At 40.3% G+C, this 23,290-nt stretch carries 20 protein-coding genes; 12 read left to right on the top strand and 8 right to left on the bottom strand.

Annotated elements, in window-relative coordinates; all coding sequences use genetic code 11:
- Positions 1-12: 12 nt before the first annotated feature.
- Positions 13-768 carry an ATP-binding cassette domain-containing protein gene (locus EWU21_RS09280; RefSeq protein ID WP_130896686.1) on the top strand — a complete coding sequence of 252 codons (756 nt, stop codon included), beginning with the start codon at positions 13-15 and terminating at the stop codon, positions 766-768.
- On the opposite strand, the gene EWU21_RS09275 is transcribed toward EWU21_RS09280, so the two are convergent.
- Both EWU21_RS09275 and EWU21_RS09270 read right to left on the bottom strand, forming a co-directional pair.
- Positions 752-1,522, bottom strand: a complete 771-nt coding sequence (locus EWU21_RS09275) for a TatD family hydrolase (RefSeq protein WP_130896685.1) — start codon at positions 1,520-1,522, stop codon at positions 752-754. The genes EWU21_RS09280 and EWU21_RS09275 overlap by 17 nt on opposite strands.
- On the bottom strand, positions 1,519-2,130 hold the full coding sequence (locus tag EWU21_RS09270; RefSeq protein WP_161566503.1) for a polysaccharide deacetylase family protein: 612 nt from the start codon (positions 2,128-2,130) through the stop codon (positions 1,519-1,521). The genes EWU21_RS09275 and EWU21_RS09270 overlap by 4 nt, the downstream gene beginning before the upstream one ends.
- Positions 2,131-2,141: 11 nt before the next feature.
- Here EWU21_RS09270 and ruvC point away from each other — a divergent pair, with 11 nt between their 5' ends.
- The gene (gene ruvC / locus EWU21_RS09265) at positions 2,142-2,717 is read left to right on the top strand and encodes a crossover junction endodeoxyribonuclease RuvC (RefSeq protein ID WP_130896683.1); all 576 of its coding nucleotides are present in this window, start codon (positions 2,142-2,144) and stop codon (positions 2,715-2,717) included.
- On the opposite strand, the gene EWU21_RS09260 is transcribed toward ruvC, so the two are convergent.
- Complete coding sequence (locus tag EWU21_RS09260; protein WP_130896682.1) at positions 2,710-4,629, bottom strand: thioredoxin domain-containing protein; 1,920 nt, start codon at positions 4,627-4,629, stop codon at positions 2,710-2,712. The two genes, ruvC and EWU21_RS09260, sit on opposite strands and share 8 nt — an antisense overlap.
- 45 nt (positions 4,630-4,674) lie before the next feature.
- Between EWU21_RS09260 and EWU21_RS09255 the strand changes: the two genes are divergently transcribed.
- Genes EWU21_RS09255 through EWU21_RS09240 form a run of 4 tightly spaced genes read left to right on the top strand, consistent with a single transcriptional unit; the run spans position 4,675 to position 10,845 of the window.
- A complete protein-coding gene (locus tag EWU21_RS09255; RefSeq protein WP_130896681.1) occupies positions 4,675-6,234 on the top strand; it encodes an NAD(P)/FAD-dependent oxidoreductase in 1,560 nt (519 codons plus the stop codon).
- 2 nt (positions 6,235-6,236) lie between these two features.
- Complete coding sequence (locus EWU21_RS09250) at positions 6,237-6,800, top strand: NUDIX hydrolase (RefSeq protein ID WP_130896680.1); 564 nt, start codon at positions 6,237-6,239, stop codon at positions 6,798-6,800.
- A gap of 11 nt (positions 6,801-6,811) precedes the next feature.
- Positions 6,812-9,532 carry a DNA gyrase/topoisomerase IV subunit A gene (locus EWU21_RS09245; protein WP_130896679.1) on the top strand — a complete coding sequence of 907 codons (2,721 nt, stop codon included), beginning with the start codon at positions 6,812-6,814 and terminating at the stop codon, positions 9,530-9,532.
- Positions 9,532-10,845, top strand: a complete 1,314-nt coding sequence (locus EWU21_RS09240; protein WP_130896678.1) for an MFS transporter — start codon at positions 9,532-9,534, stop codon at positions 10,843-10,845. The genes EWU21_RS09245 and EWU21_RS09240 overlap by 1 nt, the downstream gene beginning before the upstream one ends.
- On the opposite strand, the gene EWU21_RS09235 is transcribed toward EWU21_RS09240, so the two are convergent.
- Positions 10,832-11,755 carry a LysR family transcriptional regulator gene (locus EWU21_RS09235; RefSeq protein WP_130896677.1) on the bottom strand — a complete coding sequence of 308 codons (924 nt, stop codon included), beginning with the start codon at positions 11,753-11,755 and terminating at the stop codon, positions 10,832-10,834. The genes EWU21_RS09240 and EWU21_RS09235 overlap by 14 nt on opposite strands.
- A 109-nt stretch (positions 11,756-11,864) precedes the next feature.
- Between EWU21_RS09235 and EWU21_RS09230 the strand changes: the two genes are divergently transcribed.
- Both EWU21_RS09230 and EWU21_RS09225 read left to right on the top strand, forming a co-directional pair.
- Positions 11,865-12,413 carry a peroxiredoxin gene (locus EWU21_RS09230; RefSeq protein WP_130896676.1) on the top strand — a complete coding sequence of 183 codons (549 nt, stop codon included), beginning with the start codon at positions 11,865-11,867 and terminating at the stop codon, positions 12,411-12,413.
- A gap of 48 nt (positions 12,414-12,461) precedes the next feature.
- A complete protein-coding gene (locus EWU21_RS09225; protein WP_130896675.1) occupies positions 12,462-13,034 on the top strand; it encodes a carboxymuconolactone decarboxylase family protein in 573 nt (190 codons plus the stop codon).
- A gap of 48 nt (positions 13,035-13,082) precedes the next feature.
- On the opposite strand, the gene EWU21_RS09220 is transcribed toward EWU21_RS09225, so the two are convergent.
- Together EWU21_RS09220 and rpe are read right to left on the bottom strand one after the other, a co-directional pair.
- Positions 13,083-15,104 carry an OmpA family protein gene (locus EWU21_RS09220; RefSeq protein WP_130896674.1) on the bottom strand — a complete coding sequence of 674 codons (2,022 nt, stop codon included), beginning with the start codon at positions 15,102-15,104 and terminating at the stop codon, positions 13,083-13,085.
- 4 nt (positions 15,105-15,108) lie between these two features.
- Positions 15,109-15,771 (bottom strand): ribulose-phosphate 3-epimerase, encoded by a 663-nt coding sequence (rpe, locus tag EWU21_RS09215; RefSeq protein ID WP_130896673.1) that lies wholly within the window; start codon positions 15,769-15,771, stop codon positions 15,109-15,111.
- Positions 15,772-15,863: 92 nt separating this feature from the next.
- On the opposite strand from rpe, the gene ligA reads away from it, so the two are divergent.
- Genes ligA through EWU21_RS09195 form a run of 4 tightly spaced genes read left to right on the top strand, consistent with a single transcriptional unit; the run spans position 15,864 to position 19,469 of the window.
- Positions 15,864-17,843 (top strand): NAD-dependent DNA ligase LigA, encoded by a 1,980-nt coding sequence (gene ligA, locus EWU21_RS09210; RefSeq protein ID WP_236633208.1) that lies wholly within the window; start codon positions 15,864-15,866, stop codon positions 17,841-17,843.
- Positions 17,844-17,845: 2 nt separating this feature from the next.
- A complete protein-coding gene (gene dapA, locus EWU21_RS09205; protein ID WP_130896671.1) occupies positions 17,846-18,739 on the top strand; it encodes a 4-hydroxy-tetrahydrodipicolinate synthase in 894 nt (297 codons plus the stop codon).
- Positions 18,740-18,745: 6 nt separating this feature from the next.
- Positions 18,746-19,048 (top strand): Dabb family protein, encoded by a 303-nt coding sequence (locus EWU21_RS09200; protein ID WP_130896670.1) that lies wholly within the window; start codon positions 18,746-18,748, stop codon positions 19,046-19,048.
- Positions 19,029-19,469: a YbjQ family protein gene (locus EWU21_RS09195; protein WP_130896669.1), complete on the top strand. Its 441-nt coding sequence runs from the start codon at positions 19,029-19,031 to the stop codon at positions 19,467-19,469. The genes EWU21_RS09200 and EWU21_RS09195 overlap by 20 nt, the downstream gene beginning before the upstream one ends.
- Here EWU21_RS09195 and EWU21_RS09190 read toward each other — a convergent pair.
- On the bottom strand, positions 19,435-20,817 hold the full coding sequence (locus EWU21_RS09190) for an alpha-L-fucosidase (RefSeq protein WP_130896668.1): 1,383 nt from the start codon (positions 20,815-20,817) through the stop codon (positions 19,435-19,437). The genes EWU21_RS09195 and EWU21_RS09190 overlap by 35 nt on opposite strands.
- Positions 20,817-23,243, bottom strand: a complete 2,427-nt coding sequence (locus EWU21_RS09185; protein WP_130896667.1) for a M14 family zinc carboxypeptidase — start codon at positions 23,241-23,243, stop codon at positions 20,817-20,819. Before EWU21_RS09185 ends, EWU21_RS09190 begins: the two co-directional genes overlap by 1 nt.
- Positions 23,244-23,290 lie beyond the last annotated feature (47 nt).

The raw sequence follows: 23,290 nt of genomic DNA, 5'->3' as shown, positions 1-23,290 counted from the left end.
TAAATAGGTTTAATGTTAAAAATCGGCATAAAGAAACACCAGGTTACTAGTCATTTTGCTTTATCCAATATTCAAATAAAGGTAAAATCAGGTGAAATCTACGCATTAATTGGAAAAAGTGGTTCGGGAAAAAGTACGATTGCGAACCTATTAGTGGGTTTGAAATACGATCCAGACTATTCCATTAGCATAGATTCAAAGGAATTAAATGATGGTTTGGATCGATTAATTCCGAAATTCAAAAAAGCGGGCTACGTCCCTCAAACCCTCCATTTAAAGCCTCATCACACCGTATATAATTATGCACAAGTATTATTCCAATACCTCCCTAATGCCCAACAAGATGCGGTAATAACTAAATACCTGAAGCAATTTTACTTATCGAAACAGCGCGACACAAAAGTAGCGGATTTATCTGGAGGTGAAAGACAAAAATTAGCCTTACTGGAAGCCATCAGCCAACCTATTTCTTATTTGGTATTAGATGAGCCTTTTAGTCAATTAGATACGGAACAAAAATTAGAATTCTCTCAAATAATAGCTTCAGTCGTTAATGAGCGGGCTATTCCTTGTATTTTGATTAGTCATGATTTGACCGATATACTACAATTGAGCCATTCCGTAGGAATTATGGAGAATGGGAAATTAGTATTTCAAGGCTCTTGGACAAAGTTTAAGGAATCATCAAATTCCGTGGTCTTAAGACTAAAAAAAGCCATACTTGACTGGGATAATCAAATGAAAGGCCTAATTAATAACCTGAGATAGTTTTTAATTGCTGTGCATTCTGATTTGTTTGCTCCACCAAATGTTCCAGGGATACCTCGTATAAATCAGCCAATTTTTGAGCGATAATCGGAATGTTCTTAGGTGAATTAGGCTTTCCTCTAAAGGGTACAGGGCTTAAATAGGGTGCGTCTGTTTCTAATACAATTCGAGACAAAGGAATATCCTTGATATCCTCAAATAGCGTCGTGTTTTTATAAGTAATTACACCGCCAATACCCAAATAATAGCCTAAATCAGTCAAAACCTTTGCTTCTCTAGCGTCACCTGCAAAACAATGAATAATACCTCCTAAAGGAGAGAATTCAGGTAACTTAAGCGTTTTAATTAAATCTGCATAGGCTTTTCGACAATGTATATCTACCCACAGACCAAGATCTAATGCCCAATGGCATTGTTGCTTAAAGGCGTCCATTTGTTGGTCTGCAAAGGTCGTATCCCAATAATAATCGAGTCCAATTTCGCCTATGGCTAGCACCTTTTTATTGTCTAACTCCTTTTTTAGCACAGCTAACTCTTCTAAGTAATTTTCTTTCACATAGGTAGGATGCAATCCAATCATAGGAAGAACAAAATCAGGGTGATTTTCACTTAACTTCTTCAGATCCACCCAAGATTCCGAATCACAATTAGGCAACCAAACTTCAGTTACGCCGGCGTTCTGAATCTCCTTTAAGTGAAATATAATATCTTCTTGAAAATGAACATCATACAGGTGTGCGTGCGTATCTATCATAGGGCGGATAAATCAAAATTTTGTTCTTGACAATAACGAAGAATGACAGGTAAAATAACCTGTAAGTGGGGGAAAGCTTTGACACTATCGTGCATCACCACAACAGCACCAGGTTTTAATAAAGGAAGAACCGATTTTAGGATAGCGGAAGAAGTTAATGATGCATTGTAATCTCCCGTTAATACACTCCATAGAAAAACATTTTCCATTTCAAGGTACATCTTGCGCGTAATCCGCCCGTAGGGAGGACGAAAACCGACAGATGTGATGTGTTGCTGCGCAAATACATCCTCACATTTCTCAACATCAGCTAAAAAGGAAGCATAATCCATTTTCCAGGCATTACTATGGTTCATGGTATGATTTCCGATACTATGACCACCAGCCTGAATGCGTTGAATAATACTCGAATTTTCTACCACATTCTTGCCAATGCAAAAAAATGTAGCCTTTGCCTTGTATTCGTTCAAGCATTCTAGGACAAAATCCGTAATTTCAGGAGTTGGTCCATCATCAAAGGTTAAGTAAATCTGACGATCAGCTGGTTTTGACCACGTAAAACGCGGTAAAAGGGCAGGAACGAACGACGGAATTTGATGAATAAACATACACAGCATTAATGGCGCAAATTAGCACTTCCTCTTCAGAAAAAATAATCTTAGGCATTGACCCAGGAACGCGTTTCCTTGGTTATGGATTATTGCGTATCACGAATGACAAGGTTACGGTGTTACAGTATGGAGTGTTAAACTTAACTAAATACACGACGCAGGGAGCTAAATTCTTAAAGATTCACGAACGCGTTTTAGGGATTTTAGAAGAGTTTTTACCAGATGAGATCGCAATTGAATCTCCCTTCTTTGGAAAAAACGTTCAGTCGATGTTGAAATTAGGGCGCGTGCAGGGAATGGTGATGTCTTTGGCCTTTTCGAAATCAATTCCCATAGCGGAATACGAGCCTAAAAAGATCAAGCAATCCGTGACAGGGAATGGGAATGCGTCGAAAGAACAAGTCGCAAAAATGGTGGAGATTATAGGGAACATTAAGTTAGATGCCAAAATGCACGATGCTACGGATGCCCTCGGAATCGCCATTTGCCATCATTTCCACAATAAAAACATCAGTTCCACGCTCAAAGGCACGAAGAAAGGCTGGGGTGCATTCGTCACTGAGAATCCGGAACGAATTAAATAAGTTCCGAAAGCTGTTTATCTACCTCTTGCAAGGTCAAAACAGGGGCAAAGCAATAATCTCCCACACACAACAAATAGGCCTCTATTTCATCCGAAGGAACATAAACAAGTTGATCCTTATCGATACACCAGTCAAAACCGGCTAACTCTTCGCCATTTCCAGCATATTTCAACATCGCCTTGGGATGCTCCATCCACTCGGAATAAATACGCAACCAATTCGCAAAATAGGCTGGATGAGCCATGGCTCTCTCGAGTATCTGCGATAACATCGCACGTCCTTGAAGTGTATAATCGGCTTTATTTTTCAATATTCCCATCCATAAAAAAGCTTCACATAACATTGAGTTAGACGAAGGCATCACCGAATCCATTACTTCCACCTTTTCAGCAATTAAATAGTCTGCCTTTTTAGACCGGTATTGATATAACGCTAATTCAGGATGAGCAAAATCATCGCATATTATCTGCAGAAGTTTGTCAGCTTTCTCTTTATAGGATATATCTGAAGTCAATAAATAAACATGAATATAGGCCAAAACCAAAGCCGACATATCATCCAAAAAAGCACCAATAGGCTCACGAGAATACTGAGCTTGATGTAACCAAAGATTATCTTTGTTCAAATGCGTTTCAATGGCCTGCAGTAAATCCAAAGCACTTTGTAAATCCTCTTTTCGGCCAAAAACTTGATAAACCTCAACAAATGCTGCCACTAATTGAGCATTCCAAACCAAGACTTCCTTTATATCTGTCCCAGGTCTTATTCTCGTAAGCCTTGCAGCTCGTAAAACCACCATCTCTTTCTCAAAATGCGCATTTAAAACAGGAGATGATTTGAATAAAATATTGCGTCCGTCTTCCCAATTCCCATTCTTTGAGATGGAATAAGTCTTTAAGAATTCTTCATTATTCAAGGCAGCCAATTCCGCATGAGACCAGGTGTAGAATAATCCCTCTTCACCCTCTGAATCCGCATCTAAGGAGGAATAATACAATCCCCGAGGAGAAAGTAACTCTCTCTTTAAAAAGGAAATCGTATCAAAAATAACCTCTTGGTACAGCGGATTACGCTCTCGCTTATAGGCTTTCGTGTAGGCAGACAATAATTGCGCATTATCATAGAGCATCTTTTCAAAATGCGGACAAAACCATTCCGAATCCACCGAATAGCGCGAAAATCCACCACCTACAGCATCATAGATTCCCCCTTGAGCCATTTTCTCCATCCACGTTTTTTGAAGAATAGGTAAACCTAATTCAACAGATAGAGAACTGGGAACCGAATACAAAAACTGAATTAAAGAGGGTAGAGGAAATTTAGGCGCTTTATTAATACCACCAAAAACAGGATCTAAAGCCGATTTAATTTTAGTCAAAGCAGCAGGAATAACAGCAGCCGTTTCAGCTAAATCCGAATGAGCAAAGAACGAGGCCTTTTCAGAAAGACTTTCGGCGAAACCATCTGCTGATTTGGCTAAATCTTCCCGATTGTTCACGAAAGCAATGTGAATAGAGTGAAGCAGCTGTATCCAATTAGCTTTTTTAAAATAAGTCCCGCCGTAAAAAGGTTTTTGGTCTGGTAATAAAAACACATTCAGTGGCCAGCCACCATTCAATCCCATTTGATGTAATGCCTCCATATACACCATATCCACATCCGGTCGTTCTTCCCTGTCTACTTTAATATTTACAAAGTATTCATTCATGATGGCTGCTACTTCCTCATTCTCAAATGATTCGTGCTCCATCACATGGCACCAATGGCAGGCAGCATAACCAATACTGACTAAAATGGGTTTGTCTTCCATTTTTGCTCGTTCTAATGCCTCAGGACCCCATGGCTCCCAATGAACCGGGTTGTTTTTATGTTGCAATAAATAGGGGGAAACTTCTGCGCCAAGCTTATTCATCTGAAATAGTCAAAATTGATTCGTAAATTTGCACAAAATACTCGTATGATTGACCAAAGAGACTTTGTTCTTAGCCCAGATATTGCCCATTCACCTGAAAAATTAGCTCAATTTTTAACAGCTGAAATGGGAGAGGCGTATCTAGCGGCTTGTACCTATCGCATTGAAAAAAGGTCAATCGACGCTAGAAGTAGACAAATTAAAGTAAATCTTCGGATTGGCTTTTATGAGAAGGGGCACGATTTCAGCCTTTCTGCTCAATTACCCACTTTATCAAAGAACGCTAAAAAAGTCATCATCATTGGATCTGGTCCAGCGGGATTATTTGCGGCGATCGATTTTGTCAAAAAAGGAATCAAACCCATCGTTTTAGAACGCGGTAAAGATGTGCGTGACCGTAGAAGGGATTTAGCCGCTATTAACCGCTTTAATTTAGTGGATCCAGATTCCAATTACTGTTTTGGAGAAGGAGGCGCAGGTACCTATTCTGACGGTAAATTATATACGAGAAGTACGAAACGCGGCGATATTAAAGGCGTTCTAGAGACGTTTGTAGCTCACGGTGCTCATAGTGATATCTTATTTGAGGCTCACCCACACATAGGAACAAATAAGTTACCAGGTATTATCGCATCCATGCGGGATGCAGTCATTGCAGCGGGAGGAGAAGTACATTTTCATCACCGAGTAGTGGACTTTTTAATTGAAAATAAATACATCAAAGGGGTGGTATGCTCGAATAACGCAGAATTTCAAGCCGATCGACTTTTATTAGCCACGGGCCATTCTGCCAGAGATATATTCCAATTATTACAAAACAGAGGCGTAGCTATCGAAGCTAAACCTTTCGCTATCGGCGTACGAATTGAACATCAGCAAACTTTCATAGATCAAGCTCAATACAAGGTAAAACAACGGCCCGAGTACTTACCACCAGCTAGTTTTAGTTTGGTAACGCAAAGTAATTTCCAAGGAGTACAACGCGGCGTTTTCTCTTTCTGTATGTGCCCAGGAGGTTTCATTGTTCCCTCTGCCACATCCCCTAATCAAGTGGTGGTGAATGGCATGTCCCCCTCCAGACGGGATTCTAAATATGCCAACTCTGGCATTGTCGTTAGTATTGTAGCGGAAGATTTAGCGAGGTACAAGGAATTTGGAGCTTTGGCAGGGATGCAATTGCAAGAAGAATTAGAGCAGAAGGCAGGGAGTTTAGTAGGAGGGTCCCAAAAAGCGGTCTCCCAATATACTCTCGATTTTATCCAAGGAAAAGCAAGCAAGAGTTCGCATCCTACCAGTTATGTACCAGGATTAGAACCAGGCGAGATGCGGGAATTTTTACCAGATTACATTTCAGAACCATTAGCTCAGGGATTCCAAGATTTCAATAAGAAGATACCTGGATTTTCTTCTAATTTAGGCCAAATCATTGGCTTAGAGAGTAGAACATCCTCTCCTGTGAAAATACCCCGTGATAAAGAAACGTTGGAACATCCCGAGATAAAAGGTTTGTATCCATGTGGTGAAGGTGGTGGATATGCGGGAGGTATCATGTCTGCTGCTTTGGACGGAATACGATGTGCAGAGGCTATCGCTAAAACAATGTAGGGATGAAGGAATTCGAACCTTTCAAGCAGATTTACAAACAAATTCTTCAAAAACCGGAGATTAAAGAAAATGCGAAACAGGCAGCAGTCGCCGTCCTGTGGATCGAAATAGAAGAACAAGAACCTCACCTTATTCTCATCGAGCGCAATCAGTACGATGGTCACCACAGTGGCCAAATGGCACTGCCAGGCGGAAAAATGGATCCAACTGATCAAGATTTACGGGAGACAGCAGCCAGAGAAGTGCTGGAAGAAATAGGAGTGGAGATCGATTCGACTTCTTTGAAATACATTACAGAGCATTGGATTCATGTCTCTAATTATTGGATGACGGCATTTTCGATTCGGATAAATAAAAAGCTGTCTTACGATTTAAATAAAAGAGAAATTAATCGTATTTTTGAAATACCTGTATCCTTCTTTCAAGATTCAGCTAATCTACAACCTTTTGAAGTTAGCTACGATGGAAATAAGATCCTGAGTCCATCCTTTGTGTATGAGGGGAATTTGATTTGGGGGGCTACAGCATTAATCATGTACCAACTCTTCCATGCGGAAGATAATTAGCTATAATTACTATGAGTGAAACAGCGGACGGCGCACTACAGAATCAGATTGCGGTAGCAGGGATGTATGAGAATTGGTTCTTAGAATATGCTTCTTACGTTATTTTAGAGCGTGCAGTTCCGGCCGTAGAAGATGGATTGAAGCCCGTTCAGCGTCGTATTTTGCACGCATTGAAGGAAATGGACGATGGCCGTTTCAATAAGGTTGCGAATGTCATTGGTCAAACGATGCAATACCACCCGCACGGGGATGCTTCTATCAATGATGCGATTGTTAATTTAGGCCAAAAAGAGCTCTTATTTGATTGCCAAGGTAACTGGGGAGATAACCGCACCGGCGACAGTGCTGCAGCGGCTCGTTATATTGAGGTTCGTTTATCCAAATTCGCGAGCGATGTTGTTTTTAACAACCAAACCACCGAATGGCAAATGTCCTATGATGGACGTAAGCGTGAACCCATTACCTTACCGATTAAATTCCCACTCTTACTAGCTCAAGGAGTTGAAGGTATTGCCGTAGGTTTAGCTACGAAGATTATGCCTCATAATTTCTGTGAGATTATCCAGGCATCCATCGACATCTTAAATAACAAGAAAGTAGAACTGTATCCAGACTTCCTATTAGGTGGAATGATGGATGCCTCTAATTATAACGATGGACTTCGCGGTGGAAAAATCCGTATTCGCGCTAAAATCGATGAATTAGACAAGAAAACGCTTGTCATAACGGAGATTCCGTACACGACCACAACCACTTCATTAATCGACTCCATTATCAAGGCAAATGATACGGGTAAAATCAAGATCAAGAAGGTAATTGATAATACGGCCAAAGACGTAGAGATTCAAATTCAATTAGCACCGGGTATTTCACCGGACGTGACGATAGACGCCTTGTATGCCTTTACCGATTGCGAGGTATCTATTTCACCTAATGCCTGCGTGATCATCGAAGATAAGCCACACTTTATGGGTGTAGGCGAAATACTACGCGTTTCTACTAACCAAACAGTTGATTTACTTCGTCAAGAATTAGAGATTCGCAAAGGGGAGTTGATGGAAAAAGTGCTTTTCAGCTCTTTGGAAAAAATCTTCATCGAAAACCGCATCTACCGTGATATCGAAGAATGTGAAACCTTTGAATTAGTTATTCAAACAGTAGATAAAGGCTTAGAGCCTTACAAAAAAGACTTCTACCGCGAAATCACCGAGGAGGATATTCTTCGCCTTTTAGAAATCAGAATCAAGCGTATTTCAAAATTCGATAGCTTCAAAGCAGACGAATTAATGAAGCGTTTATTAGACGAATTAGCCGAAGTAGAAGATCATTTGGCGAACTTGATCCGTTTTGCAATAGATTACTTCAAGAATCTATTAGCTAAATACGGAAAAGGGAGAGAGCGTCGCACGGAGATCAAGAACTTTAATACCATTTCTGCAACTGTCGTTGCTGCTGCTAACCAGAAGTTATATGTCAACCGCGAAGATGGTTTCATCGGTTATGGCTTGAAGAAAGACGAATACGTAATGGATTGCTCAGATATCGATGATATCATCGTATTTCGCTCAAACGGTACCTGTGTCGTGACTAAAGTACAAGAAAAGGTATTCGTGGGTCGCGATATTATTTATTGCTCCGTATTTAAGAAAAACGACGATAGAAAAGTCTATAACGTCGTTTACTTAGATGGCAAGTCTGGCACTTCCTATGTAAAACGTTTCAAAGTAACTTCGGTTACGCGTGATCGCGAATACAAAGTGAGTAGCGATAATGCGAAGTCTAAGCTTACCTATTTCTCTGCCAATGAAAACGGCGAGGCTGAGGTAATCCAAATTAGTCTAACCGCAAATTGTACGGCAAAAATCAAGCAATTTGACTATGACTTCGCGAAACTAGCGATTAAAGGCCGAGAGTCTTTAGGAAATATGCTCACCAAATACCCCGTTCGTAAAATCACAATGAAATCAGCGGGAGTATCTACTTTAGGTGGGGTGGATATCTGGTACGATCCTACGATTGGTCGCTTAAACCGCGATGGACACGGAGACCATATCGGCAATTTTGAACCAAATGATAGCATACTTGCTATTTATGGATCAGGTAATTATGAGTTAACTAACTTTGAGTTAACAAATCGTTACCCGGCTGAGGAAATCATGTACTTAAAGAAATTCGAGCCTCAAGCTATTATTTCTGCAGCTTACTTCGATGGATCTAACAAGACGCACTTAATCAAACGATTCCATTTAGAAACAACATCATTAGATAAGAAATTCTTATTCATATCGGATCATAAAGCAAGTAAACTAATTGCTGTAACAGATAATTATGCCCCTAACGTACAGATAAAGCATAAACCAGATGGTAAGACGAATGAGTTAGAAATCATTCCAATCGATGAGTTAGCCGAAGTAAGAGGGTGGAAGGCTTTAGGAAGTAAGTTAAATTATCCGAAACTAGTCGAAGTTGTTTTCCTTGCAACGAAGGAGGAAGCTCCAGTCGTTGAAAAGTCACCAGATGTACCTGAACCTGTAGAGATGGAGGAAGCGGAGGAAGTGGAAGAGGTAGCAGAAACCGTTTCAGTGTCCACAGAAACACCAGCAGAAACCACTTCAGAGGAGCCTGAATTCGTAGTCAATTTCCCCGAAGAAAAAGAACAACCGGAAGAGAAAGAGGATATTCCTTTTGAAATAAAAAACCCACCTAAAGGGGAACAATTAGGCTTATTTTAATGGAACAAAAGCTGAATAATCCGAAAACGTTAAATGCATGGGCCTTTTATGATTGGGCTAATTCTGTGCATTCTTTAACGATTACTTCAGCCATTTTTCCCATTTATTTTCCTTCAGCAGCGATTACCCTAGGAAGCACTACGCCTGGAATGATTTCCATTTTAGGTTTCGAACTAAGCAATACGGTTGTTTTTTCTTATTCTATTTCCGTTGCCTTCTTAGCCCTAACTATATTGATGCCCTTCCTCTCTGGAATTGCGGATTATACAGGCGCGAAGAAAAGTTTTATGCGTTTTTTCTGTTATCTAGGGTCTTTCAGCTGCATAGCCTTATTTTTTTTCAGTAAGGGCCATTACTATATAGGTACGCTCGGATTCCTATTTTCTATCATTGGATGGGGTGGAAGTATGGTATTCTACAATAGTTTTCTGCCTGAAATAGCCACCCCCGATCGATTTGATCGTTTAAGTGCAAAAGGGTTTACCTTAGGTTACATAGGCTCTGTTTTATTATTAGTCCAAAACCTAACGATGCTTCTAAAACCCGAATGGTATGGCGAAATAGGGGGCGAGATGGCTGCTCGCGTTTCATTTTTAACCGTTGGTTTGTGGTGGTTATTATTTGCACAAATCCCCTTACACTACCTTCCTGATTCAATTGCAAAAGAGAAAGATACGAGGCACTGGTGGCTGGGAGGTTTTAAAGAACTTCGCAAAGTATTTAAGGAAGTAATCGTGATTAAAGAGGTCAAATTCTTTTTAGTCAGTTTCTTCTTATTTAATATGGGAGCCCAAACGGTGATGTATTTAGGCGCCTTATTTGGAAGCCAAGAATTGCATTTACCGGAAGATGCATTAATTATCACTATTTTACTGATTCAACTCGTAGCTATTCCTGGCGCCTATTTCTGTGCCCGATTATCAGGCTGGATAGGTAATATCAAAGCATTAGGTTTAATTGTGCTAGTTTGGATATTCATTTGCGCTTATGCGTATACGGTCACGTCTCAATTTAATTTTTATTTACTAGCGACTGCCATCGGTTTTGTGATGGGCGGAATTCAATCCAATAGCCGCGCTACTTACGCTAAATTATGTCCAAAAGGGGAGAAGGATACCGCGTCCTATTTTAGCTTCTTTGACGTTTGTGACCGAATGTCAACAGTTTTAGGCACGTTTATGTTTGGCCTTGTTATTCAATTAACGGGCAATATGCGGATCAGCATTTTGGTACTAACCTTTGTTTTTGGGGCTAGTTTATTGTTCCTTAGACCTTTATTAAGAAGCGCTAAGGCAAAAACTATATGGGGATAATGTTCCGTTCCTGCGCTTGTTTCCACGAATCAGGTATGTGTGCCAAAATCTCTAATTCTAACGCTTTAACAATCGCTTTTCTTGAATAAGAAATGGCATGCACTAATGCCACCTCACGTACAGGCTTAGGTTCAGGCAAAGTGTACACTTTTTCTTTTAGTTTAGGATCTAAATAATCCACGAACATTTGGGGTATAATGGTTTGGCCAAATCCTTGATCAGCCAGACGCACAATCGTTTCCATACTTCCCGTTTGATATGTCATCTTAGTGCCCACTAATGGGCCTGAAGGTAAGTTACAGATGGAATTCACTTGGCTACTTAAACAATGACCTTCCTCTAATAGCCATAACTTAGAGGGATCTAACGTCGATTTCAGTTTCGAACCATCCTCTTCCCATACATTAGAGTACAAGAACAATTCTTCATAATAGAGTGGAATCTCTACTAACGAATCATTTAATGGGGTAACCAAAATTCCGATATCAATTTTTCCTTCCTGAATGCCTTTTTTGATATTAGCAGTGGTCGTTTCCGCAATGCGAATAGTCAAATCAGGGTACTTCAACTGAAAATCCGCTAGAAACTTGGGCATTAAATAAGGCGCAATCGTAGGAATCACACCGATGGAAACAGAACCATTAACTTGATTCGACCAACCTTTGGAAAGAGAAAGAATCGAATTACTTTCATTCAGAATCGCCCGTGCTTTTGCGATAACTTCTCTTGCTGCTAGGGTAGGAACGAGAGGTTTCGCCTTGCGATTAAAAAGGGTAAGGTTTAATTCATCCTCTAACTTTTGCACCTGCATACTCAGGCTGGGCTGAGAAACACAGCAATAATCCGCTGCTTTGGAAAAACTTTGCAAATCAGCTAGGGCGACAATGTACTCTAATTGCGTTATAGTCATAGTATAATTTAAAACTATACAAATATAGAAAATATAGATTTGACTAATAACACTTTAAGCAAGATCTTTGCATCACAATTTAACAAGAACAATAAAACAACCAATACAGATGGCAAATCACATGTTAGGATTAGGAAGTCAATTCCCTACATTTTCAAAAACAGCAGTCGTTTCTTTAGAGCAAGGAAAAGAATTTTCAACAATCACTTCAGAAGATCACAAGAAGGACGGTAAGTGGTTAGTGATGTTCTGGTGGCCAAAAGATTTTACTTTTGTTTGCCCTACAGAAATCGCTGAATTCAACCGCCGTGCAGGAGATTTCGCAGATCGCGATGCTTCTTTAATCGGAGCTTCTACTGATTCTGAATTCGTTCACGCAGCTTGGAGAAGAGATCACGACGATTTACGTGGATTAAAATTCCCTATGTTAGCGGATACTTCTAAGAGCTTAGCAGAAGAATTAGGTATCTTAACTGAAGGAGAGAAAGTAGCTTACCGTGTAACCTACATCGCTGACCAAGATGGCGTTATCCGTTGGGTATCTGCCAATGATCTTTCAGTAGGTCGTAACGTAGACGAGGTTTTACGTGTATTAGATGCGTTACAAACAGACGAGCTTTGCCCATGTAACTGGAAAGCTGGAGACGCTACATTATAATCAGTTCTTTAGCCCCAGGATTCCCTGGGGCTATTAAAATCAACAACCATGAGTGAGACAAAAGACAACTTATTGGCGGAGATCAATATCCCTGCCACAGAATCGTTTGCCCTTTTAGATACCCTTGATGCAGCAGATCACCGCTACATTAAAGATCTTAAAATCAATGTTTCGAATGCCTTACGCGCTCAAACGTTGACAGAAAAAGAAGCTATTCTATTAGCCTTAGCGGTTTCTGTGAATCAAAAGCACACTAGAACAATTGATTCACTAACAGAACTAGCGCTTAGCAAAGGAGCTACCGATGCAGAGATTACAGAAATGCACGCTTTAGTATCATTACTGAATGCTAACAACATTTTCTACCGTTTCAAGCACATGGTAGATAAAGAGTACTACAATACGGCACCAGCGGGTATTCGTATGTCGATTATGATGAACCCTGTTTTAGGTAAAGAATTCTTTGAATTAGCTAGCTTAACGGTTTCTGCGATTAACGGCTGTGAAATGTGTGTAACTTCTCATGAGCAATCTGTGAAGAACCACGGAGCTACTGAAGCGCGTATTTTAGATGCCATCCGTCTAACGGCGATCATTAAGAGTTTGATCGTACTTTTATAATACGAGTTTTAGGTTGAGTGAAATAGGGGGGAGCAATCCCCTCTTTTTTTATTCTATGGGAATGAGCGTAAACTCCACCCGGCGATTACTTTTACGCGTATCTTCTAATAGGTTGTTTGCCAAAGGCTTCGAACCGCCCCATCCCTTCGTTTGAATACGATTCGCGTCTACTCCCTTAGAAACCAAATAGGCCTTTACGTTCTCCACTCGTTCGATAGATAACTTTAAATTATCATTCCAGTCACCTTGGTTATCCGTGTGCCCCTCTAATAGCAAGGCATATTGCGTATTCTCGGATAAAATGGAAATAATCTTCTCTAATTCAGCTTCAAAACCGGGCTTTAATTCTGACTTCCCTTGATCAAAACTAACATTAGAAAAAGCAAAGGCTTTGTTTTTCTCCACCGTTTGAAGGAAGAAATTGCGGTTTATTAACTGAAAACTAGTAGAAGAAGTGAAATCAAAATTCTCCACCTTGGAGAAGAATCCCGGCTTCTTAATTTGAACGGTAAATGCCTTTTTGGCTGGCCACATAAAGCTATAATCGCCACCATAAGGATCGTAATCAAGTGAAAGAGTGTCTGATGGATTCCCTTTTGCTTTAATGACGATGTGTGCCGCCATTGGTTCTTTGGTTTTCTGATTTATGACTTGACCCGTTAGCTGAATTAAGGTCAAAGGCTTCGCTTTTTCTGGAATCTTGATACGAAAAATATCTTCAGCGCCCATGGAATTCTCTGTGGAACTAAAATACGCAAAATCACCTTTGGCCGAAACGGAGAAATAACCATCCCACTGAGGCGTATTCACAATAGGCCCAAGGTTTTCTGGTGCAGACCAATTTTGCCACGTATCATCTAATCGACGAGATAAAAAGATATCATTATTGCCATAACCTACGTGACCACTGGAGGAGAAGTACATCGTCACTCCATCGGGAGCAATAAAAGGGGTTGATTCCGCTTCACCCGTATTAACAACTGGGCCTATGTTTTTCGGTTCTGACCAGGAATCATCTGCATTCAAAAACGAAACATAGATATCCTTTCCACCATATGAATCTTTGGTTTCCGTGGTCATCAAGAGGACTTTACCATTAGGCGCCAACGTATATTCAGAGAATTCTGATTTATTCTTAAAGTTGACAATTTTCAACGCTTTAGGAAAACTCCACTCACCTGTTCGTAATAAGAAAGAAAAGGAAACGCCTTTTTCCATCGTACCGTCTTTTCCGTAGACATTGTTTAATAACAACGTCTTTCCGTTAGGGGTAATGCCGCAAACTGCATTGTTTTCGTCATTATTGATGGGAGCAGGAAACAACGTAGCTTTTGACCAAGTACGATCAGGCTGCCAATTAGATACCCAAATATCCTGGTTCTTGTTAGCTCCTAAATTATCAGGATGCTTCCAGCGAGTGAAATAAAGCTTTTGGCCATCAGGGCTAACAACGGGACAAATCTCATTAAACTTCGAATTAATAGCATTTCCTAGGTTTTCACGTGCCTGAAAGGCATTCGCATCAGTGGTTAATTTCAAAGAAGACTCGATAGGTTCATCGCTATCAGAGATACCAATAGCATCAATTTGGGAGTATCCTTTCACCCGTAATGAATTAAAGGAAATCTTGATGCCCTTTAATTTGAAACTCGTTTTAGTCGGGAGTCGAATGGTGGTAACTTGAGATCCTGCGGTAGCATAACCAGGGGCGAAGAACCGCAAAGGATAGATCCTATTATTCTGATCTAAACCATCTACCGAAGTGATGCTACCAGCTCCAAAGTTTTCAAAAATAGCGATTTGTTTCACCGCCATCGTCGTATCAAATCCTACTAACAGGTATTCTCCTTCTGGACTATCAGCGGTCATCGATTGCCAAGCACTAGGAGTGGCAGCCATTTTGGGGTATTTACTAGGACGACCTAACGCATGTAAAGCTCTGTATTCCCTACCTAAAAGGGGATCTTTGTATTCACTAGAAACGGAAATAACCTGAGAAGCCCATTTTACTTTTTGGGCCAAAGTAAGGGTGGAAACAAAAATCAACAAGATGCAGATTCTGACACCCATCAAATTAATTCGCTACAGACAAAAGTTCAGCAATGGTAGCTTTGGGATCTTTAGACGCAAAAACGAAGCTTCCTGCCACTAACACATCTGCACCTGCTTGATATAAATCTGCGGCATTTGCCATCGTAACACCACCATCAATTTCAATCTTTAGGGCCGTATTACCTGCTTTTGCGGCCATATCGGCTAAACGCTTCGTTTTATTGATCGCATTCGGAATGAACTTTTGACCTCCAAATCCTGGATTGACTGACATAATCAAGGCTAAATCTAAATCCGCAATAATGTCTTCATAAACTTCTACTGGTGTACCCGGATTAATGGCCACACCCGCTAAGCAACCGGCATCTTTGATTTGCTGGATCGTACGATGAATATGAGGACATGCTTCGTAGTGTACGGTGATGACTTTGGCTCCTGCTTTGGCAAAAGTCGAAATATATTGCTCTGGCTTTTCGATCATTAAATGAACGTCAAGCACCTTTGTAGCGACTTTATGAATAGCTTCCAATACCGGAAAACCAAAAGAGATGTTAGGCACAAAAACCCCATCCATGACATCAATATGAATCCAATCTGCAGCAGATTCATTCAACATGTGTACTTCTGAACCAATGTTTAAAAAATCACAGGCTAAAACCGAGGGGGCAATGATCAAATTTCTCATAAGGCAAAGGTATAAAATATTCCTAAACCTTGTTTCCCGCTTGATTCCAATTGAATTAAGTTTTAATTTCGATTATGGATATAAATCAGCGGATGAATGAACTCATTGAGAAGATCAATCTCTACAATGAGGCCTATTATCAACAGAATGAAAGCATTATTTCGGATCAAGCATTCGATCTATTACTCGCTGAATTAATCAAATTAGAGCAAGAAAATCCTCTTTTTGCACGTTCTGATAGCCCCACTCAAAAAGTAGGCGGCACCATCACGAAAGAATTCAAATCCGTCACTCACCAATTTCCGATGTTATCCTTAGGAAATACTTACAATGAAACCGACTTGAGGGATTTTGATGAACGGGTAAAAAAAGGGTTAGAAGGAGAGGACTTCGAATATGTGTGTGAGTTAAAGTTTGACGGAGTGGCCTTATCGTTTTGGTATACCAATGGAGTATTACAAAAAGGGGTAACAAGAGGAGATGGAACGCGAGGGGATGATATTACGGCGAATGTAAAGACCATCAAGAGTCTGCCCATCCGTGTCAGTTCCACCATTCTACCCACTACCTATGAGATTCGAGGAGAGGGGTATATGCCTATCACTTCGTTTGATCGTATCAATGCGGAGAAAATTGCAAAAGGAGATCAACCCCTAGCTAATCCACGAAATGCTGCATCTGGCACCTTTAAAATGCAGGATTCAGCAGAGGTAGCTAGAAGAGAAATGGAATGTTTTATCTATTCCTATTTAGGCAATGAGAACCCATTTAATAGCCATTCCGAGGCATTAGAACACTTGAAATCGGTCGGTTTTAGTATTTCCCCTACGTACCGTGTTTGCGCATCCATTGATGAGGTGTTAACGTATATCGAGGATTGGGCAGAGAAAAGAAATGATTTACCCTTGAATACAGATGGAATTGTGATCAAGGTCAATGATTTTGGACAACAGGAACGTTTAGGTTTTACGGCCAAATCACCTCGTTGGGCCATCGCCTTCAAATACCCCTCAGAAATTGCCCGAACACGTATCAATTCAGTTTCATACCAAGTAGGCAGAACAGGTAATGTGACACCTGTAGCCAATTTAGAACCTGTTTACCTGGCTGGTACCGTTATTAAACGAGCCTCCATTCATAATGCGAATGAAATGGATCGCCTCGATTTACGCGAGGGAGATACCGTATTCATCGAAAAAGGGGGAGAGATCATTCCTAAAATCACTGGAGTGGATACTTCAGCCAGAAAAGAGGGAAATGCTTTTATGTTTCCGCATGCATGCCCATCTTGTTCAACAGAACTTGTTCGCTTAGAAGGCGAAGCCAATCACTATTGTCCAAACGATACCGGCTGTCCGCCGCAAATCAAAGGGAAAATCGAGCATTTTATTGCTCGTAAAGCCCTGAACATTGAAAACCTCGGAACTGAAACGGTCGACTTATTATTCGAAAAAGGGATCGTTCAAAATGTGGCTGACCTGTATGATTTAAATGCAGAGAAATTCATCGGTTTAGAGGGATTTCAGTCTAAATCGATACAAAACATACTTTCTAGTATAGAAAAATCAAAGCAAATCCCGTTCCGCCAAGTATTATTTGGATTAGGGATTCGGCATGTAGGAGCCACCATCGCGGAGAAACTAGTTTTGCATTTTCATTCCCTAGAGAATTTGATGCAGGCTAGCCTAGAAGATTTAATCGCGGTTCCTGAGATAGGGGATCGGATTGCGCTCAGTGTACTGGAATACTTTGCGGCTTCCGAAAATAAGGACATCATCGAGCGTCTTAAGAGGGCAGGAGTTCAATTTTCAGAAGAAATAAGCGAAATAGTTTTAGAAACAACGGCTTTGGACGGCAAAACTTTCGTAATTTCGGGAGTATTTAGCCATTTCGATCGAGATGGATTAAAGGCAAAAATCATCGCAAACGGCGGAAAAGTCGTTTCCAGTATTTCTGCCAAATTAGATTACCTAGTCGCCGGTGAAAATATGGGGCCTGCTAAACTAGAAAAAGCAAATTCATTATCCATACCAATTATCTCGGAGGACGAGTTTATTGCCCTCCTTTCTTAATTATGCAATCATTACCTAAATTTCACGGCGTTGCGCCAGCTCTAGTTACTCCCATGAACGAAGATCGTTCCATTAACTGGGTTGGCTTAACGAAATTAATTCAACACGTGAGCAACGGTGGGGTGGATTATTTAGTCGTTCAAGGAACTACAGGTGAATCTGCTACTACCACATCGGATGAGAAGAAACAAATTGTTTCTACCATTCAAGAGGCAAATACAAAGAACTTACCCATCGTCTATGGATTAGGTGGAAACAATACGGATTCATTAATAAACCAAATCAAACAAACGTCATTTGAGGGCATTGATGCCATTTTATCCGTTTGTCCCTACTATAATAAGCCGAGTGCAAGAGGCGTGATCGCACATTACGAAGCAGTGGCTGATGCTTGTCCTGTTCCAGTGATTATGTACAATATACCTGGAAGAACAGGCATTAACATGTCAGCGGAAACGGTTTTAAAGCTTTCTGAACACCAGAATATCATTGGAATCAAGGAGGCGTCTTGCATCATTGAGCAATGTATGGAGATTGTCTACCACAAATCAGACGACTTTTTATTAATCTCTGGAGATGACGTTCAGGCTGTGCCTATTATATCCATTGGTGGTGTGGGTGTTATGTCCGTGATTGCGAATGCGTTTCCGCAACAATTTACGACGATGATTCACCACGCATTAGCAGGGGATTATCGGTCAGCCCAAAAAGAATTAGGCAAATTCCTGACCATCGACCCGTATTTATACGAAGAAGGGAATCCAGTAGGAGTGAAGAAATTATTAGAGAATCAAGGTTTGTTTGGTGCTCAGGTCCGTATGCCACTCGCTAGCGCATCTGCAGAATTAGGAAAAAAATTAGCGCAAATTAGCGCACAAGAAGGATTAAATAAATAATAAAATATGTTTGTACACATTGTTAATTTTTGGTTAAAAAAAGGGTTAAGCGCAGAAGACATTGCGCTGTTTGAAGCAGGCGTCCAGTCATTAGCTGACGTAGAAACGGTGGATGTATTTAGCGTAGGAAAACCGGCTAAAACAGATCGTCCAGTAATCGATCGTTCATACGATTATTGCTTATTAACAACATTTGAAGAGGAGAAAGGACACGATTATTACCAAACGGCTCCCATCCATTTAGAATTTATTAAAAACTGTGCCCACCTTTGGGACAAAGTCTTGATCTATGATTCAGAAAGCATGTAAGCTTCTTCTCGTGTTTAGCGTGGTGGGTTGTTCTAAATATGTGAAACCTTCTACCTATTACTCGAACGATTTTAAAAATGGGGGTGTAGAACGCCACGATGGACTAGGATTTGAGGTGCCCGTAAAATACGATATTGATGTCGTGTATTTTAACGAAAAACCTAAACAGAACTACGAGGATATCGAGACCATTAAAATGTCTGGGGAAGTGCCTCTAGAGGATAAGCAGCTCCAGAATGGAAAAATGCTTTACCGAGGTAACCACCAAGATAAAAAGCAAGAAATTTTACGTCAAATGGTCGATAAGGCCAAAGAATTAGGTGCAACTGCCCTAATAGACGTTAAATATTCCGTTTATAGCACCCAAACAGCAAACGGCTTTACCTTTACTGGAAAAGCGGTTCGTTACGTGTTGAAATAAACCGATAAGCTTCTAAATTAGAAATTAAAACAGGACCTCTAGATCCTGTGAATCTAATTTGGAAGCTTTTTAGTTTCCGCTCTTTGAAGGTGATCATTCGCTTGTGACCGATAGTTCCCGCTTTAATTACTTCCTTATTACCCAATTCATCGACCAATTCCACTTCGAAACTACTCACGCGCTGCCCTAAGGCAATAGGCTCTTGGAGCATGAGGGTGTTTATGCTTAAAGGGTTTTTCAATTCAACGCGAATATCCTTCTTTTTAGGAGATGCCATCCAAAAGGTCGAGTTCTTTCCATCGAGTAGTGGATCATTCGTATTTTTCTTTAATAGATTAACAAGTGATTTTGTGCGAATCGCCGCAAAGCCCATTAAGGAAGCTGAATCATTCTCATGAATTAATCCTCGCGTATCCACCGGAATATTCAATAAAAGATTGGCATTGCGCCCTACCGAGGCTGCGTAAATCTTTAATAAAGAATCAGGTGTCTTGACCTTATTGTCCTGATCGGGATGATAATACCATCCCGGACGAATAGAAACATCCACTTCTGGAGAAACCCAATGCGTCCCATTTTCTTGACCATTTCTGTAATTGTCAAAATCAGGGCAGCCTGGATAGATCTTATCGCGTAAAATTGGGCTCCACATCGTATCATAGGCGTAACCACGTTCATTTCCTACCCAACGAATGTCCGGTCCTGCATCAGAGAATTGCACCGCAGTAGGTTGGTATTTATTAACCATGGAGTGGAACAAATTCCAATCATACACCTGCTTCTTACCATTGGGACCCTCACCATTCGCGCCATCGTACCAAAACTCGAATATAGGTCCGTAGTTCGTCAATAATTCCTCCTGCATTTTGGCATACACCTGATTATAATCATCCGTTCCATAAGCAGGATGAAAACGATCCCAAGGGGATAAATAGATACCCAGCTTCAAATCGTATTTTTTACATGCTTCCGATAATTCCTTCACCACATCTCCCTTGCCATTCTTCCAAGGAGACTTAGCCACAGAATGTGAAGTATATTTAGATGAATAAAGCGCAAAACCATCGTGATGCTTCGCTGTCAAAATCAATCCTTTCATTCCTGCTTTCTTTGCAATTCTAGCCCACTGATTGCAATCTAATGCAGTCGGATTAAAAGAAGAGGGACTTTCTTTTCCCTCGCCCCATTCCACATTCGTAAACGTGTTCATGTTAAAATGAATGAAACCATAATACTCTAATTCCGACCAAGCTAATTGCTTAGCAGAAGGAATAGGATAGACGGGAGCTACCTTTTGAGAAAATAGCGAATAGCTTAATAGAGCAAAGAATAGAGTGAATCTTTTCATTAGAATTCAGTATACAGGAAGCAATTTTCGAAAATGGTTTGACCTTGGTTAGGAATCGCACGGAATAAAGGGTTAAAACCAAACCAAATAATTTTACCTTTATCCACCTCTTTAACGCCTAACATTAAAGAATTGGCTAGTTGAGCTTTCTTATTAGCCCCTACAAAACCCATAATATTCGGCTTTGAAGAAGTTTTTAACACAGGTGTAAAATCCTTCGGAAGCTTAACGAAATCACTCACTTGATTTAGAATATAGATCGATGTAACATTAATTCTGAAGGCCAAAGGATGGGTCTTTTCTAACTCCACTTGCAACATATTCCCTGAAGTGGTATTAGACAATTCAGCTCTCTCACGCATTGCATAAGTCGAAGTGTGTTTAGCGGTATCCTCTTTCACCACTAAATCCTTATCCTCCAAAATCTTACGAGCACCTTCCATTAAAATTAGTTTCCCGCCTTTTTTCACCCAATCAGTTAATAGAATTGAATTCGTATTCGATAGGGCGGCATGTTTGCCATCAGGATAAATGATGTGCGTGTAATTGAACAAATTCGACTTAAATAATTGCGTCGACGGGATGAACGAGGGCTTAAATCCGTATTTCTGAGTTAAGAAATAGGCTAGTTCTCCTTGTTGATTTACGTCATTAACTGGATCGACTACTACGGCAATTTTAGGAATAAAGATGGGTTTAAAATGGGGTGAACCAAGGTCGTAGCTTGATTTTGAGCGGTAGGAGTCAAGAGATTCTAGAAATATGTTAAGCTTTTCCATTTTTTGTAAAAATTTAACACGATCTGCGTTTTTAACCTTAGTAAACGAAATAATAATTTCTCCATTTTGCACATCTGAAAAAGTAACTAAAGCGCCTATTTGAATTGCAGAATGAATTAATTTTTGATTTAAGGATGGAACTTTAGGCGTTGCAATATAGGCGACATGCATTGCTGTATCAAGATCTAACAACCTTTCTCCTTCATGATCTTTAACTACATTAAACACATTTTCATTAACACCAAACGCCTTTATTCCATTCAATTGAAACAAATTCCAAGCTGTGATATCATATGTCATTGAATCTTCTATGGCGATAGTTGGATCCAATAAAGCTTGAATCAATGGCGCAGATGACTGTTTAGCAGGAATTAATAATCCAGTAAAATTATCCAATAATGAAACCACCTTCATTGATGAATAATCATACACCCTAGTTGATTTTGAAACACCCATATCTTTCATATAGGTGATATTATTTTTCTCTAATAATTGAATAAATTCTTGACCTTTTTCTAATTCCTCCTCCGGCACAAAATAATACGCAAACTTATTCGACGGATTCGTTCTCGACTTATCATGCACACCATAAAACGAAGCTTTCAAGCTTTCTGCATTTGCTAAAGACCATTCGACTAAATTTAGTGCCAAAGCCGAGTGGTGCTTCACTCGATCCACAAGGGAAATGGTATCGCCGTCACTTTTGGCAGAAATCAATCCCCCTCTAATTCCCCCTTGCTCTAAGGTCATTCCTAAGGCACCATTCAAAACAGGGTAGGTGTCTCCGTAGCCTGGGTACAATAAATCATACACTTCAGAAGTGAAATAAGGCCATTTCTTTTCATCAAATAACTTCGAAAAAGATCGACCTACACTTTCCTGTAAATCCTTTGTCGACTGCGCAATGAAATTCAAATAAGGCTTTGCTGCCGGGGGGAAATAATACGAGTGTTGGAAACTTTGCTCGTGAAAATCCGCGTGCATCATGGGCATCCAAGAACGGTAGAACTTCAAACGCTGTTGTGTCTCTTTCTGTGTCTGCCAAACCCAATCGCGGTTTAAGTCAAACGAGAAATGGTTATAACGACCTGATGTAATTCCCTCATAATGCTCTTGATCGTTCGGATCTGGATTTCCACCTGCGATATAATTACGGCGATTGTATTGGGTCACATACGCATCGCGACCATCTGGATTGATGCAAGGATCAATCAAAATAACATAAGGAACGGATTGATTGGGTTTTGAAATCAAAGCATATAATGTGTTCAAAGCCGCCTCGCTTCCGGCTGCTTCATTTCCGTGCACATTAAAAGAAAGATTGATGATCACGGGGAGTGAAGTATCCGTTTTTTCGCCTTGGATACGTTTCTGGTGATTTTGCTGCACTTGCTCTAGGCTCACTCCAGATGGAAGATTCGCAATAAGCATTTGGCCTTGCTCGCGCCCCTCACTGGTTTGACCATATACTTGCCATTGTGCTAGTCCATTACTTTGTGATGCCAAATAACGACTATAGGCTACAATCTGATGGTGGTAAGTAAATTTTGTACCGATAGGGTAGCCTAAGAATTCTTCAGGCGACTTAATCTGAGCTGAAAGGCTTATGCTACCTAGTAATAGGAGAATAGCAAAGTAATTTTTCATTATGTCAATTTGGTTTGCATTAAAATTAAATAAAAGGCGGTAAATTA

Origin of the sequence: Aquirufa antheringensis, from assembly GCF_004307425.1 — a bacterium.
GTDB lineage: Bacteria > Bacteroidota > Bacteroidia > Cytophagales > Spirosomataceae > Aquirufa > Aquirufa antheringensis.
The sequence above is the reverse complement of the archived record's forward strand: the minus strand, read 5'-3'. Positions and strand labels throughout refer to the sequence as shown.

Coding starts and splice junctions, on each gene's coding strand:
- EWU21_RS09225 (WP_130896675.1), top strand. CDS start 12,462: ATGAGTGAGACAAAAGACAACTTATTGGCGGAGATCAATATCCCTGCC.
- EWU21_RS09275 (WP_130896685.1), bottom strand. CDS start 1,522: ATGATAGATACGCACGCACACCTGTATGATGTTCATTTTCAAGAAGAT.
- ligA (WP_236633208.1), top strand. CDS start 15,864: ATGAATGAACTCATTGAGAAGATCAATCTCTACAATGAGGCCTATTAT.
- EWU21_RS09240 (WP_130896678.1), top strand. CDS start 9,532: ATGGAACAAAAGCTGAATAATCCGAAAACGTTAAATGCATGGGCCTTT.
- EWU21_RS09245 (WP_130896679.1), top strand. CDS start 6,812: ATGAGTGAAACAGCGGACGGCGCACTACAGAATCAGATTGCGGTAGCA.
- EWU21_RS09195 (WP_130896669.1), top strand. CDS start 19,029: ATGATTCAGAAAGCATGTAAGCTTCTTCTCGTGTTTAGCGTGGTGGGT.
- dapA (WP_130896671.1), top strand. CDS start 17,846: ATGCAATCATTACCTAAATTTCACGGCGTTGCGCCAGCTCTAGTTACT.
- EWU21_RS09200 (WP_130896670.1), top strand. CDS start 18,746: ATGTTTGTACACATTGTTAATTTTTGGTTAAAAAAAGGGTTAAGCGCA.
- EWU21_RS09260 (WP_130896682.1), bottom strand. CDS start 4,629: ATGAATAAGCTTGGCGCAGAAGTTTCCCCCTATTTATTGCAACATAAA.
- EWU21_RS09235 (WP_130896677.1), bottom strand. CDS start 11,755: ATGACTATAACGCAATTAGAGTACATTGTCGCCCTAGCTGATTTGCAA.
- EWU21_RS09190 (WP_130896668.1), bottom strand. CDS start 20,817: ATGAAAAGATTCACTCTATTCTTTGCTCTATTAAGCTATTCGCTATTT.
- ruvC (WP_130896683.1), top strand. CDS start 2,142: ATGGCGCAAATTAGCACTTCCTCTTCAGAAAAAATAATCTTAGGCATT.
- rpe (WP_130896673.1), bottom strand. CDS start 15,771: ATGAGAAATTTGATCATTGCCCCCTCGGTTTTAGCCTGTGATTTTTTA.
- EWU21_RS09255 (WP_130896681.1), top strand. CDS start 4,675: ATGATTGACCAAAGAGACTTTGTTCTTAGCCCAGATATTGCCCATTCA.
- EWU21_RS09270 (WP_161566503.1), bottom strand. CDS start 2,130: ATGTTTATTCATCAAATTCCGTCGTTCGTTCCTGCCCTTTTACCGCGT.
- EWU21_RS09220 (WP_130896674.1), bottom strand. CDS start 15,104: ATGGGTGTCAGAATCTGCATCTTGTTGATTTTTGTTTCCACCCTTACT.
- EWU21_RS09230 (WP_130896676.1), top strand. CDS start 11,865: ATGGCAAATCACATGTTAGGATTAGGAAGTCAATTCCCTACATTTTCA.
- EWU21_RS09185 (WP_130896667.1), bottom strand. CDS start 23,243: ATGAAAAATTACTTTGCTATTCTCCTATTACTAGGTAGCATAAGCCTT.
- EWU21_RS09250 (WP_130896680.1), top strand. CDS start 6,237: ATGAAGGAATTCGAACCTTTCAAGCAGATTTACAAACAAATTCTTCAA.
- EWU21_RS09280 (WP_130896686.1), top strand. CDS start 13: ATGTTAAAAATCGGCATAAAGAAACACCAGGTTACTAGTCATTTTGCT.